General features: G+C 65.5%; 17 protein-coding genes. 7 read left to right on the top strand and 10 right to left on the bottom strand.

The genetic code is table 11. The annotated features are described in order from the left end of the window. Positions 1-4: 4 nt before the first annotated feature. Positions 5-583, bottom strand: coding sequence for a histidine phosphatase family protein (locus AC1DHX_RS12620; RefSeq protein ID WP_476900089.1), 579 nt, complete (start codon positions 581-583; stop codon positions 5-7). Positions 584-1,119: 536 nt separating this feature from the next. Between AC1DHX_RS12620 and AC1DHX_RS12615 the strand changes: the two genes are divergently transcribed. Further along, positions 1,120-1,503, top strand: coding sequence for a hypothetical protein (locus AC1DHX_RS12615; protein WP_230009856.1), 384 nt, complete (start codon positions 1,120-1,122; stop codon positions 1,501-1,503). An 86-nt stretch (positions 1,504-1,589) separates the two neighbouring features. On the opposite strand, the gene AC1DHX_RS12610 is transcribed toward AC1DHX_RS12615, so the two are convergent. From AC1DHX_RS12610 to AC1DHX_RS12575, 8 genes are all read right to left on the bottom strand, one after another. Beyond that, positions 1,590-2,342, bottom strand: a complete 753-nt coding sequence (locus AC1DHX_RS12610; protein ID WP_476858497.1) for a lytic transglycosylase domain-containing protein — start codon at positions 2,340-2,342, stop codon at positions 1,590-1,592. Positions 2,343-2,436: 94 nt separating this feature from the next. Beyond that, positions 2,437-2,739 carry a DUF4193 domain-containing protein gene (locus AC1DHX_RS12605; RefSeq protein ID WP_476900088.1) on the bottom strand — a complete coding sequence of 101 codons (303 nt, stop codon included), beginning with the start codon at positions 2,737-2,739 and terminating at the stop codon, positions 2,437-2,439. Between the two features lie 283 nt (positions 2,740-3,022). Next, positions 3,023-3,361: a YciI family protein gene (locus AC1DHX_RS12600; protein ID WP_476849201.1), complete on the bottom strand. Its 339-nt coding sequence runs from the start codon at positions 3,359-3,361 to the stop codon at positions 3,023-3,025. A gap of 48 nt (positions 3,362-3,409) precedes the next feature. Next, complete coding sequence (locus AC1DHX_RS12595; protein ID WP_476858496.1) at positions 3,410-4,390, bottom strand: TIGR03086 family metal-binding protein; 981 nt, start codon at positions 4,388-4,390, stop codon at positions 3,410-3,412. Beyond that, positions 4,387-4,779: an ArsR/SmtB family transcription factor gene (locus AC1DHX_RS12590; protein ID WP_230008795.1), complete on the bottom strand. Its 393-nt coding sequence runs from the start codon at positions 4,777-4,779 to the stop codon at positions 4,387-4,389. Before AC1DHX_RS12590 ends, AC1DHX_RS12595 begins: the two co-directional genes overlap by 4 nt. 193 nt (positions 4,780-4,972) lie before the next feature. Next, positions 4,973-5,590: a TetR/AcrR family transcriptional regulator gene (locus AC1DHX_RS12585; protein WP_018772833.1), complete on the bottom strand. Its 618-nt coding sequence runs from the start codon at positions 5,588-5,590 to the stop codon at positions 4,973-4,975. 145 nt (positions 5,591-5,735) lie between these two features. Next, entirely contained in the window at positions 5,736-6,413 is a 678-nt protein-coding gene (locus AC1DHX_RS12580; RefSeq protein ID WP_476858494.1) for a PAS and ANTAR domain-containing protein, read from the bottom strand. A 64-nt stretch (positions 6,414-6,477) separates the two neighbouring features. Further along, entirely contained in the window at positions 6,478-6,864 is a 387-nt protein-coding gene (locus AC1DHX_RS12575; RefSeq protein WP_476900095.1) for a hypothetical protein, read from the bottom strand. A 420-nt stretch (positions 6,865-7,284) separates the two neighbouring features. Between AC1DHX_RS12575 and AC1DHX_RS12570 the strand changes: the two genes are divergently transcribed. The 6 genes from AC1DHX_RS12570 to AC1DHX_RS12545 all read left to right on the top strand — a co-directional run bounded on the left by AC1DHX_RS12570 (position 7,285) and on the right by AC1DHX_RS12545 (position 12,068). Continuing rightward, complete coding sequence (locus AC1DHX_RS12570) at positions 7,285-7,647, top strand: ArsR/SmtB family transcription factor (protein ID WP_476858493.1); 363 nt, start codon at positions 7,285-7,287, stop codon at positions 7,645-7,647. Between the two features lie 81 nt (positions 7,648-7,728). Further along, complete coding sequence (locus AC1DHX_RS12565; RefSeq protein ID WP_223916232.1) at positions 7,729-8,163, top strand: SRPBCC family protein; 435 nt, start codon at positions 7,729-7,731, stop codon at positions 8,161-8,163. A gap of 105 nt (positions 8,164-8,268) precedes the next feature. Next, positions 8,269-9,036, top strand: coding sequence for an SDR family NAD(P)-dependent oxidoreductase (locus AC1DHX_RS12560; RefSeq protein WP_476858492.1), 768 nt, complete (start codon positions 8,269-8,271; stop codon positions 9,034-9,036). Between the two features lie 211 nt (positions 9,037-9,247). Then, positions 9,248-10,183, top strand: coding sequence for a polyphosphate kinase 2 (gene ppk2 / locus AC1DHX_RS12555; RefSeq protein WP_476900087.1), 936 nt, complete (start codon positions 9,248-9,250; stop codon positions 10,181-10,183). 87 nt (positions 10,184-10,270) lie between these two features. After that, entirely contained in the window at positions 10,271-10,798 is a 528-nt protein-coding gene (locus AC1DHX_RS12550) for a DUF427 domain-containing protein (protein ID WP_476858491.1), read from the top strand. A 412-nt stretch (positions 10,799-11,210) separates the two neighbouring features. Next, positions 11,211-12,068, top strand: a complete 858-nt coding sequence (locus tag AC1DHX_RS12545; protein WP_476900094.1) for a patatin-like phospholipase family protein — start codon at positions 11,211-11,213, stop codon at positions 12,066-12,068. Between the two features lie 27 nt (positions 12,069-12,095). Here the strand turns inward: AC1DHX_RS12545 and AC1DHX_RS12540 are convergent. Then, positions 12,096-13,230 (bottom strand): hypothetical protein (locus AC1DHX_RS12540; protein ID WP_476900086.1); only part of this gene is annotated, 1,135 nt, incomplete at its 5' end.

Here is a 13,230-nt window from a genome sequence, read left to right as displayed (position 1 = left end):
AGCCCTAAACGGCAGCCATGGCCCGCTCGCCGTTGAAGTATTCGAGCTGCCAGCCGTCGACGGCATGGTGGTGGGCCAGGTTGAGCACGGCGTTGTCGATGCTGTCCAGGGTGCGGCCGACGGCGCGGCTGAGACTCACGCGCAGGAGCGTGCCATGGGCGACGGCCAGGACGCGGCGGCCACGGAACTCCTCGGCCAGCGCCTCAAGCGCGGCCAACCCTCGGCCGGCGGCCTCGTCCTCGCTTTCTGCGCCGCGGAACCCGTCGGGGATGCGCAGTGCGTCCAGTTCAGGACCGTCCTGAAGGCCCTCCGCGGGTCCGAAGCTGCGCTCGGCGAGCTCCGGCACGCGCCGGGCCACGCTGAGGCCGAGCCCGGCGGCGATGAGATCGGCGGTTTCCGCGGCACGGCTCAGCGGTGAAGACAYGATCGCGTCCCATTCATAGCCGGACAGGACGGCGACGGCGTCGCGAGCCTGACCGCGGCCGACGTCGTTCAGAGGAATGTCGGTGGATCCCTGCAGCCGGCGCTGTGCATTCCAGTCCGTCTGGCCATGGCGGATGAGGGCGAACGTCGTAGATGTCATGCCTTCCATTCTGCCCTGACGGCAGGCTGGCGATGACAGAGGCGCCGGTCTGGGAGCCGCAGCGAGCATCCTTTTCATCGGCAAAGAGCGGCAAAGAGCGATCACAATACACCGCCACTTCGCATAGTCCCTTGACGCATGGCAAGCACCGGACGCAAAGTTCACACGAGAGTCATTCCTCAGATGGCCGATAACCGTCCGGACGGAGCCCTCATGCCGCAACAACCGCTGCACGGCGGAGCATATTGCATCCCTTGAGCCCCTCCCCGGCGGAGCCGCTTGCGGTCACCAACGGGAGCGCTCCGGTCACCTCTTGGACAGGAGAAGTAAGGATGGATCTCGAGCAACCGGCCCAAGGCCCCAAGACGGTAACTGCGGCCAGGGCCGCCAAAGACGCGGYGGGGGCGTCCATTTCCGGGTCGCGGAAGAAGGTTTCGTACGGTGCCCAGGACCGCAGAGGACCACTACTGTGGAATTCAGGCTTAGAAAGGCTCACCAACCGAACCCGTCTGCCGGGACAGCCAGACGATGTGGGCGTGAACCTGTTCTACGAGGACCTTGAGTGGAATCCCCTCTTTGGCCCGGGCGATCCCTCGGGGATCATTCCAAGGGACACGGATCAGGTTCCGCCCGGAAATATGGCTAATGCGGGAGGGCTGATTCTGCCCTGGTGCTCGAATTCCCAAGAGGTCCGCAAGAAGGCCATTGTTGTGTACCGCCTTGGGGAGGACCTGGACACGATCGAAGATCCCCTCCTGTATGTCTTCCAGTATTACTGGGACAACGTGGGGTACTTCTTGCCGGCAACCTTTGGGTCTTTCGACGAGAAGATCTCTATGGGTGAGGGGCCCAGCGCATCCCTCAATGTGGACTTCATTCTCGGTCCTGCAGGAGACCTGGTTGCCAGGGCATGGGCTTAGGGCCCGGCCGGAGCGCGGCCAGCCGCTGCCAATCACTATGGGAGTCGGCAAGGTGTCCGGAGACTAAGTCGAGCTGCACGGTTGCGCTATCCGGGAGTGCCCGACTGTGCGGCGTAGGCAGTGGCCCGGTCGCGTACATGGTCCACGTACGGATCAGACTGGTTGTAGGAGTAGATCGCGTCGGCCCAGCCCGCGGCGGTGGTCAGGTCACCACCGTGTGCGCACAGGTATGAGGCGGCACTTAGCGCGGCGTCATCGATGTTGAACGGGTCGACTGTTCCGTCCCCGTTCCCGTCCCGGCCTGCGAGCTGCCACGTGGAGGGAATGAACTGCATGGGTCCGACGGCGTGGTCCCACCGGGCGTCACCGTCCAGGGCGCCGGCGTCCGAATCAGGGATCGCGGCGAAGCCGTCACCGTTCAGGCTCGGACCGACAATTGGCCCGCTCACCTGACCGGTGGCGGTCAGGCTGCCGCCGCCGTACGTTCCGTGGCCGGATTCGACGAAGCCCACCGCTGCCACCGTATTCCAGCCGATCCCGCAGGTGGGGGCCGATGTGTTGGCCGCATCGGCCGCCGCCACGTAGGCCTGGAGGGCCCGGGCTGGGATGCCGGTCTGCGCGGCGGCATGGGTGAGCCACTCGGCGTCCGCGCTCCGGGTGATGTTCACGGCGGAGGTGATGCCGGCGGACAGCGATTCGAGTTTCGCCTCTGCCCGCGGCGGYGCGGGCAAGGCCACGCGGGCTTCCGCGCCGGAGAATCGGAAGACCCAAAACAAGAACCCGGCGATGACGCAAAATACGAACAGGCCGAGCACGGCAAGGCGTTTCAGACGGACCATAGACTAAGCGGGCCGGCCGGGGACGGTGCTGACCCGCCTGTCCGGCGCGGCACGGAAAACCGCGCCGGCGCCGGACACGCGGGAGGCCATGGCCCTAGCCAACACACTCGACGCAGTAAGCGTGGCCGTTCTTTTCGCGTGYAACCTGGGACCGGTGCCGGACCAGGAAGCAGGAGTAGCAGGTGAATTCGTCCTGCGCCTGCGGGATGACCTGCACGACGAGTTCCTCGGCGACAATTTCCCCGCCCGGGCTGATCGCATCRTCAAAAGCGTCGGCTTCATCCAGTTCACGGACAACGCTGCGGGCATCCGGGGCGTTGGCGGATTGCAGCGCCTGCAGGGAATTATCCTGCGACTCCTTGACGTCGGATCGGACTTCGTCGTAATCGGTTGCCACGGGGGTGACTCTCATTCCTGTGTTTAGTTCTGACGGGAAGCCAACGTACACCATTGCGCGCGTCGCTGCCTCATGTGAACCAAGTCCTTCAGGCCGAACGGAGTCCCGGGACCTCGTCGACCGGCACCGGCCTGGGGTCCTGGGAACCCGCCGGGCTGCTGCGGGCAGGAAACCTCTTGCCGCCCGGGCCCGCCGGACGGAACAGTCAGGACGAATAAAGGCGTGTCCGCCCCTGCTGTGAAGCAGCGGCGAACACGCCTTGAGCATCGGGCCGAGCCGCTGCTTACATTCCGGGGATCTGCTGCGCCTCGTGAACCTCGATTTCGCAGCCGCCGGGCATGTTCAGGTGCGGGTGCACCTTGGCCAGTTCCACGGCCGCCTCAAGGCTGTCGGCCTCGATGATGCTGTATCCGGCGACTTCACGCTGGCTTGGCGCAGTGGCTCCGCCCGCGGAAACGCGGACACCGTTGGCCAGCGGCGTTCCGAAGTCGATCAGGCCGTTGCCGACCTTGGCGGCCCAGTTGTTCCACTGTTCCATGGCGGCTGCCATGTCATCCGGCGCGGGCGGCGCGGCCTCGGCGGGGGTCATCGGGGCGTGATAGAGGAAGACGAACTTGGTCATGTTGCTCCTGCTTTCCTGGCGGTCTTGACGGGCTTAGGTTGGAAAACTTCAGACGGCGACGGTCCGGCCGGTGAACGCGATCAGGCGCTCCAGGCTGCTCGCAGTCTCCGCGACCGGCTGGACAGCGGCGAAGCTGCCGCTGGCGCGGACCTGGTCCGAGATGGTCACCAAGGCCAGGGCCTCAACGTGATCCGTGACGACGTCGGAAACTACAAGTTCCTGGCCGGTGGCCTTCGCGAAGTCCCACGCGTGGACGAGCAGCTCGAGGTTGACGATCCCGGCGACGACGGTCGCGGGCAGCTCGGCGAAGCCCATGTCGATGGTGCCTTGGAAGCCGCGGCGGCTGAACGCCTCCAGGGTGGCCTGCGCGAGTCCGGCGATGCGAACTTCCGGGCCCGCCCCGGCGTCGTCGCTTACGTCCGCGCCCAGCGCCCCGCCGATCTGCTTCAGCGAACCGGCCAGGTGCTCCAGCAACTCGTGGGCCGTGAAATTTTCGCAGGGAGTGGCTTTCTCACGGTCCTCCGGGGTGAGCTTGCGCAGCACGCCCAGGAGCACGGCGAGCGAAGCCTCGGCCGAGCTGAGGTGATCGATCGGGTCCGGGGCAGCCGACCATGCGTCCGGACCGGCGCCGTCCGGGGAGGAGGTCTCGGCGATCAGGCGGCCCAGGTAGTGGTTCCAGCCTTCGGCATGTGCTGCGGCCTGTTCGGCGTTGAGGCCGGCATGGACCAGGCGGAGCGTGGTGCCCCCGGCGTCGGGCTCCAGCGTGATGGTCACGGTGGACGCGCCCGGCGCCAGGTCCATTCCGGACTCCCAGCCCCAAGTGAAGACGATGCGCTTGCCCGGCTCGATCTCCTGGAATGTGCCGGCGGCGTGGTGGCCGGGAGTGACGGTCCAGCGGTAGTCGCCGCCTATCCGAAGGTCAACGCGGGCCGCCACCGTTTGCCAGCGGCGCAGACGTTCCGGCTCGGTGATGAGCGCAAAGGCCTCGTCGGCGCTGACGGGCAGGTGAATGGTTTTATCGAACGTCATGAGAGTGGTCCCTTGTCTTGAGGCGAAGCATCGGAAGTGGTCGTGTGATGTTGAGGGGGCCGGTGACGCTGGGCGGCAAGTGCGGCCGCATCTGATGCCAGCAGGTCCAGTTCGTAGGTCCAGAACTGTTCGACAAGGTCACGCAGCCGGCCCATGCCGCCTGGGTCGAGTCGGTAGTACCTGTTCCGGCCCTCTTTGCGGGCAGATACCAGGCCGGCCTGCTCCAGGAGCAGCAGGTGCTGGGACACCGCGGAGCGGCTGACCGTGAAATGGGCGGCCAGCTCCCCGACAGCCTGTTCGTGGCTGGCGAGAAGATGCAGCAGGCGTCGCCGGTTCGGCTCCGCAGCAATCTCCAAGGCATCCAACACAACTAATACGTTAGTGATCACTAACGTATTCCGCAAGTGCCCAGCAGTCAGAGGGATCAGGGAACGCAGGCCGGCACCCTTGCGGATCGCGGCCCGGGCATGGCGCAGCTGTTATCGGAGCGGTTTGTCAGGGCGCTATGGCGCGTGCCGGGTTACCGCGTCCCGGGTTAAAGAGATGCCGGTAACCGGGACGGGGAATCCCCGGGCGCAGCGGCTAGAGGCCCCGGTGGTGCTCGATGAGCCATCGCGCCATCTGCTGGGCGCGCTTGGAGGCCAGCGCGTCCCCTTCGGTGGCGGAAATGATGGAGCCTTTCATCAGGATGTGCCAGGACCGGGCAAATTCCTCGGGGCGGTCCAGCCCGGCTTCTTCGGCCAGCGCCTGGATATGCCCGCGGATGCGGCTGAGGTAATCGATGCTCGCCTTGCCCAGCGGGTGCCCGGCGCCCATTTCCAGCAGCACATTGATAAACGAGCACGCCTCGAAATCCTCGCGCTGGAACCAGTCACCGAACACGTCAAAGACGGCGAGCAGCCTCTCCTCGGGGGTGTTGCCCCGCCGGCTGGCCTCGGCCACGATCAGGTCCACGGTCCACACCTGGTCGCGGAGTTCCAGGAAGGCCAGCACCAGGGCGTCCTTGGACGGAAAGTGCCGGTAGAAGGTTGCCTTGGATACCCCTGAACTGCTGATCAGCTCATTGACCCCTACGTCGCGGATGCCGCGGCGGGAGAATAACTCGTAAGCAGTGGCGAGGATACGGTCCACCGGCTCGTCGCGTCCGGCCATGGCTGTGGCGGGCAGCAGCGTAGGACCCTCGGCGTCGTTGACAGTCATGATAAAAAAATTTTACAYCGGACCGAGGCGTACAGACCGGTCTGCCTCGGAGTGTGCTAGCAGTCTCCGCCGGATTCCACCGGCGCTGTCGGCCAGCACGACGCCGGCGGGCCGGCCGAGGACCCGCCCGGCGCCTTACCCCCACCTAGGGATGCAGAACCCGGTCGCCATCGCGGCGTTGTGAGAAACGACCGTCCAGTGCGTGGACGAAGCTGCGGAGGGTCGCGGATTCGTGCGTGCTGTTGGCCAGCCGGACGATGGCCGAAGCCGTGTGGGCCAACTTGATGTTGTGGTGCTGGCTGTAGGCGGAAAGCCGTTCGAAGGCGTCGTCGGAACCGATGTGGAGTATTCCCATCAGGATGCCCTTGGCCTGTTCGATAAGGCCTCGGGTGCCGATGGCTCCGGCGACGGCCTCGCGGGCGGACCGGTCCGTTTCAAGTTGAACTGTTCTGGTGAGGTCCAGGATGAACCCGTCGACGAACAGCAGCTTCCCGCCACTGTCCAGCACGCCCTCCCCCGCCGTCAGGACGCGGCGTTCACGCCGGCGTGCGTCGAAGAGACGATGATAATTGGCGAAAAAACCTCCGCCACGGCACACATCCTCAAAGATTTCCCTGCACGGCTTCCGGTCGTCAGGATGCACGTGCTGCATAAGAACACCCACCGTGGGCACCACCTCGCCGCGGTGATAGCCGTGGATCTGGTACATCTGCTCGGACCACTGCAGCTCCCCCGAGGCAGCATCGTAGCGAAAGGTCCCGGCGAGGCAGCCCTCGGTGGCCAGCGCGCTGGAATAGGCCTGCAGCGCCTTCAACTCCGTCATGGCCGGGCCTGCCTGCCCGGCCCGCCGCCGGCGGCGGCGGCGGACGCCCTGTCCCGGGACACGGTCAGCACGAACTGAGCCCAACCTGCGCAGTCCGCGTCTCCAATGCCTGCCGCCACCGCACGATCAGCTGCTGGTTCCGGGTCCCTGCGAGTCGGCCCAAGAAGCGCGCTGCGGACGGGATGCGGAGGCGCGGCGRCCCTTCAGGAGACCTGGGCGCCCAGCCGCGGGCCGGTCTCGCCCGGGCGCGCTGGCCCTTCACGTGCGCTTCGTGAACTCCGCGCCTCTGAGCGCTGGGTTCCACGGGAATGCCCTCGGCTACGGACTGGAGCAGCGCGTCATCTCGCGGTGCCGAAATTTCCGAGACCAGCCCCATGCCGGCATACTCCCGTACTGCTGCGATCCCGGCCACCGCCGCCGGCAGGTCTGGAAAGGGCCTGGAGAGGGCCATGACGGTCCCGTCCGGGGCCGTAAGTCGAAATCGGTAGGACGTGTCGGAATCGGTGAACAGTTCGAACATGCCTGTCATAGAACCCTCCTGGAAGCCGGGACCCGATTGTTCCCGGCGACGCCGTTGTCACCGGGAACAGCCTGAATCCACCCGAACGATGCCAGTCACTCGTACCGGCCGGATCGAATTGATGAATTCATGAAAGTCTGAACTATGCAACTCACCTGCGCAAGAGGTACCACCCTGTCCGGCGGCGGCGACGACACTGCAGCGGTCCGGCGCTACGATATGTAAGCGGGCTGACCAATTGATGGGTGTGCAAGACAGACTTTTCTGTCTTGCACGTGCTAGTTTTCCTGTCGCCGGGGTCTGCACAGACGCACGGTTCAGAATAGTTGAATGTGAAGGAGGGAGGCACCGATGCCGGATGATCTTCCTGCAAGTCCGGTCCAGACCGATGTGAAGGCAGAACTGTTCAAGGCCATGGGCCACCCTGCCCGAATCCAGTTGCTGGAAATGCTCGCCGACGGACCAGTTGCCGTAAGCCGACTGCGCGACAACACGGGCCTTGAGCCGTCGAACCTCTCCCAACATTTGAGCATTCTCCGCCGCCAGCGCCTGATTGTCCCCTCACGGCGCGAGGGCAGGTTGTTCTATGAACTGGCCAGCCCTGAGGTTAATGTGCTGCTCGCGGCCGCCCGATCCCTGCTCGGATCTCTCCTGGTCACCACCCGGATGACCCTGAGCCCCATGGCTGAAGTGCCTGAAGAAGCAATCCGCTAAATGCCGGCGCACGCCGGACTGTATGGACAACATCGATCGACCGGCCTGGACGCGTCCGGACTAAAACCAGCAGGGATAGCAATGGCTCACGCCGAGAACGAGACCACCATCAACCGATCACCGGAGGACGTCTATGCGTTCCTCGCGGATGGGCTGAATAACCGCGCATGGCGCTCCGGGGTTCAGGACATAGCACTGAAGAGTGGAACACCCGGGGACCTCGGTGCCGTGTACAGCCAGACCCTCTCGGGCCCCGGCGGCCGGCCGATCGTCGGGGACTATGAAATCACCGCGGCGGACCCCGGAAAGCTCCTGGGCTTCCAGGTGGTGGCCGGTCCGGCCCGTCCGGCCGGTGCGTACCGGCTCAGTGAAGCGCCGGGCGGAACGACCGTTCGTTTCAGCCTGGACCTGGAGCCCAAGGGACTCATGAAGCTCGTGGGCCCGGTGATTGTCCGCACCATGAATGCCGAGGTCGCTCAGTTGACCAATCTCAAGAACGTTCTCGAATCCGCCTAGATGAGGGCGCAGGGCGTTCATTCTTGAGTGTGACCCGTCCCAGCTAAGGCCATCAAGTGGCAAGCAGCAACCTTCATAGGTAACGGTGAAGAAAGGACCATCCTCATGGCTCGGATTTTCATCACAGGCTCCACCGACGGACTTGGCCTCGCCACCGCCCGGACGCTCCTGAACGGCGGCGACGAGGTCCTGCTGCACGCCCGCTCCAGGGAACGCGCCGCCACCCTCGAAGAACTCGCGCCGCTTGCCATCGGCATCGTGATCGGTGACCTCAGCAGGGCCTCCGAAACCCGGGAACTGGCCGCGCAGGTGAACGCTCACGGGCGGATGGACGCCGTCATCCATAACGCGGGCGTCTACCTCTCGCCGGGGCGCGTCGCGACCCCGGAGGGACACTCCCGCACCCTGGCCATCAACGTTCTGGCCCCTTACATTCTCACCGCGCTGATCGAGCGGCCGCACCGCCTGATCTACCTCGGCAGCGGGATGCACCGCGCGGCCGGCGGAAACCTTCAGGACATCGATTGGACCCGACGGCGCTGGGACGCCAGCGCCGCCTACTCCGAGAGCAAGCTCTACGTTTCCGCGCTCTCCGCTGCCGTCGCCCGGCAGTGGACCAACGTGCTCAGCAACTCCGTTGACCCCGGCTGGGTGCCCACCAAGATGGGCGGCGTCGGCGCCCCCGACGACCTCGCCCTGGGCCAGGACACCCAGGGCTGGCTCGCCGTCAGCCCTGACCCGGCCGCCCAGGTCTCCGGAATGTACTGGCACCACCGCCGGCCGCGGAAACCGGCCCCGGAGGTCACCGACGCTGATTTCCAGGACAATCTCACCGACAAACTGGCCGAACTCACCGGCATCACGCTCTTCTGAAGCGAACCATCGACCCGGCCCGACCGGCACGCAAGGGTAGGTAGTCCCTGCCGGCAGGTCAGGTGGCGGAAAGTATCCCCCAGCCCGTCCCTATCGTGAGCTCCACTTGTCGGCTTAGGCTGGTCGCATTCTATGAACGCAGTTGAGCATCGAACACCGCCGGCATCTGGAAGGCCGGCAGCTGGTTCGAGGGGGCCGGAAGGGGGCCGGGATGACGCCGGCGGACAGGACATGGACACCCGAGGACCAGGGCTGGCTCCGGGAAAACCTGCGTGAGGCCATCGACCACCTGGTGGAGATGGGGTACACGGTGCGCGGGGGGCAAGGCGAAGATCCGGAACTGATTCACCCCGGCGGCTCGGCCGTCCAGACGTGGCGGGAAGACTACCCCTACGAGCAACGGATGTCCCGCGAAGAGTACGAGCTGGAGAAATACYGGCTGCAGGTTGAACTGCTGAAGTTCCAGTACTGGGGCCAGGACCAGGAGCTCAGGCACGTGATCGTCTTCGAGGGCCGGGATGCGGCCGGCAAGGGCGGAACAATCAAGCGCTTCACCGAGCACCTGAATCCCCGCTCGGCCCGGGCAGTGGCATTGAGTAAACCCTCTGACCGTGAACTGGGCCAGTGGTATTTCCAGCGCTACATCCAGCACCTGCCGACGGCCGGGGAGATCGTGATGTTCGACCGCTCCTGGTACAACCGGGCAAATGTGGAGCGGGTCATGGGCTTCTGCACGGAGCAGGAGTTCGACACCTTTATGGTTCAGGCCCCGCTCTTCGAGCGGATGCTGGTGGATTCCGGGATCCACCTGACCAAGTTCTGGTTCTCGGTGACCCGCCACGAGCAGCGCACCCGTTTTGCGATCCGGCAGATCGACCCGGTGCGGCGCTGGAAACTCTCGCCCATCGATCTCGCCTCCCTGGACCGGTGGGAGGAGTACACGGCCGCCAAGGAGGAGACGTTCCTGCGGACCGACACGGACCATGCGCCGTGGATCACCATCAAGTTCAACGACAAGAAGCGGGGTCGGATCAACGCCATGCGCTACTTCCTCAACCAGTTCGACTACGAGGACAAGGACACGTCAGTGGTCCACAGCCCCGACCGGCTGATCGTGCGCCGCGGCCGCGAAGCCGCCGGCGACTAGCGGCTGGCTCGCGGTCGGCAGATGCGCGAACGCACGGCTGCGTCGCGCTCACGGTGGGATCCCAGCAGAAGATGGCACCATGGGGACATGACTCCTGCACACGGTTCTTCAGGCCTTTTCCGGCGTCCCCAGCCCATCAAACCCAAGGCGGGCCAAGAATCGGTGTGGGACTATCCGCGGCCGCCGAGGGTGGAGCCCCGATCCGAACGGGTTATCGTGCGGCTTGGCGGGCAGGTGATTGCCGACACCACCGATGCGGTGCGCGTCCTGGAGACAAGTCACCCGCCTGTCTACTACTTGCCATTGGACTCATTCCCTGCCGGTGTACTCGTCCCGGTCGGGGGCACCAGCTTCTGCGAGTTCAAGGGAGAAGCGCACTACTTCGACGTCGTTGCCGGCGGAGTCGTCGTTCCCCGTGGCGGGTGGACCTATCCCGAACCCACCCGGGGTTTCGGGGCGCTTAGCTCCCGAGTGGCCCTCTACCCGGCTCACATGGACTCCTGCCAAGTCGACGGCGAGCAGGTGACCTTCCAGGAAGGTGACTTCTACGGCGGTTGGATCACCACGCAGATCGTTGGTCCTTTCAAGGGCGGCCCGGGCACGGCCGGGTGGTGAGCACATCGCGCTTACGCCGGCAAGACTTGCTGCCGGTGCGTGTGGCGACTCAGCCGGTGCTCGCTCTGGCGGCTTGAAGCCCGTTGTGCCCCGCCTTGCCGGCGTGATAGCTTTCCGGTGATCGTGATCAATCTTCAGGAGGTGAGACCCATGAACGCAGTATCCGTAATGGGCGCTCCCCCGAAGTACACGGTCGCGCGACTGAAGTAGTCGTCTCCGGGAGTGCCGCAAGGCAAATTCGCGAAAGGCGACTCCCATGAACACAACATCTTCTTCAACTCCGCGCATCCGTTCGGCGACCGCTTCCGGTGCCGTTGCAGTGACGCGGACACCACAGCCCGGAAATTGGCCCGCTCCCGGCCAACAGGCCGACGCCGGACGACAGGCAGGCAATTCACACGAGCGGGCCTTGGTGCTCGCCGGCGCCGGAGCGGCAGGCAATGCGTGGGAACTCGGTCTCATCGCCGGCCTGTCCGATGCCGGCATCGATGTCACCGAGGCCGATCTCATCATCGGGACATCGGCAGGATCGACAGTGGCTGCCCAGATCACCAGCGGGACACGGCCGGCCGAACTGTACGCCGCCATCCTCGCCGAGGTGCCTCGGCCACAAGCCGGCCATTCCGGACCGGACAAGGGACGCGCAACGAATTTCTCGGGGCAGACCTATCTGGAGTGGTCCAACGGAATCATTGGTTCTGCTGCGGATGCCTCCGACATGCGCCGCAGGATGGGCGCCGCGGCACTCGAGATGGAAGCTTCCGACGGCTCTGCCCAGATGCGCTGGCGCGACATCGTCGCGGCCCGGCTTCCCAGCCGGCACTGGCCGCAACAGCCCGTGCTGATCGCGGCTGTTGATGCGGATACCGGGGAACCGGTCGTGTTCGACCGCAACAGCGGAATCGATCTGGTGGACGCCGTCGCCGCCAGCACCAGCAACGGCTACCGCATCGGCGGGAGCAGGTACATCAACGGCGGCTATCGACRCAGTGAGAACGCCGACCTGGCGGCTGGATACGAGCTTGTGCTGGTGTTGTCACCCTTCGGCGGCAGGTCGCGGATGCCGCTCGAGTGGGGCATGGATCTCGCCACCCAAGTCGACGAACTGCGCGCCGGGGGCAGCAGGGTCCAAACTATCTTCCCGGATAGCGCCGCCGAGCACATGTTCGGCGCCAATGCGATGGATCTGTCCTTGCGTCCGCCTGCGGCTCGAGCTGGTTACAGCCAGGGCAGAGCCCTCGCGGAGCTGGTCGCCGAAATCTGGCGGTGACGGCCGAAACCTGTCGGTGTTCGACTGTTACGGCGCGAGAGTCCAGGGGTCGCCGTGCGAGGCGCGGTGCCATGCCTGCCGCGGGCCACCCGATTCGTGCGAGACATCGGTCAGCCAGATCGTGCTGTCCGGGGCCCATCCGGCGATGACCGTCGCCGTTTCGGCGTCGACCTGTAGTGGGCGCGTCGCGCCGTCGAGGTAACCCAGGACGGAGAGGTGCGCGGCGTCCCACTCCCCTGCCACTTGTTCCCAATCCGGGATGACCCACCGGCCGTCGCGTCCAGTCAGGCGGAACCAGTCGTGTCGCCGGGATGCAGTGACCTCCATTGGGAACCTGCGGCACAGCGTTATCCAGTCTTTTGCTGTGCCGATCTCAAGTGTCCGGCCCGCTCCCTGAACTGGAACCGTGGTCGCCTGCTCCCACCCCAGGGAATCTTCCACGAGGCTCAGTGCGGCCGGGACCTGCCCAACGGTGTGGACTAGCCCGTGCGGTATCGACCACCAGGTTCCTGACCAGTTGGCGCGAGGGTCGCCCGGGCGTTCGCGCGCGGCCCGCAATTCACCGGCTCGTTCGTCTCGGCCCCACCCAGCCAGTGTTTGTCGCGGATTCTTCGGCAGCAGTGCCTGGCCGTCTGTCGATCGCCAGTCGATGGCCCACTGCTCCGCCCGGCGAGGCTGCCAGAACCACTGGATGTCGGGCAGCGCCATGACCTGTTCCGCGACGGGCGACAGGGCCGCCGTCACACCCGGGAGATCCGCGAGCACGTCCTCTCCATCGGGTGCCTGCCAGTACCTTGCAGCGCCCACGGACCGCTCGAGGGCCGCCTGCACCAGGTCGCTGTCAAGGTCGGTAAAATCCAGTGAGGCGAGCCTGGCAGCCAGCTGTTCTGGTGACGCGGCAAAGGCCGGCATCGCGGTCTCCCCGGAGGCAGCAGCGCTCAGCAGGACCCGCGAGGTCCCCGGTCCACTATCAAGTTCGTATCCCAACCAGAAGGCCGCCGTTTTGACCTCCGGATCCAGCTGCATCGCCAGTTCGAGGCACAGACGGCGCCCCCGGGGCCCCCGCAGAAATACGTCCACACTTGGCGTCATCAGATCATCCTCCCACCACAGCGCAGCTTTATCTGGAGCGGTCTCAGGTGCCGTCGATGATGGCGGGTAT

The sequence above is a fragment of the Arthrobacter sp. 05N33_2 genome, assembly GCF_056397425.1.
The sequence above is the reverse complement of the archived record's forward strand: the minus strand, read 5'-3'. Positions and strand labels throughout refer to the sequence as shown.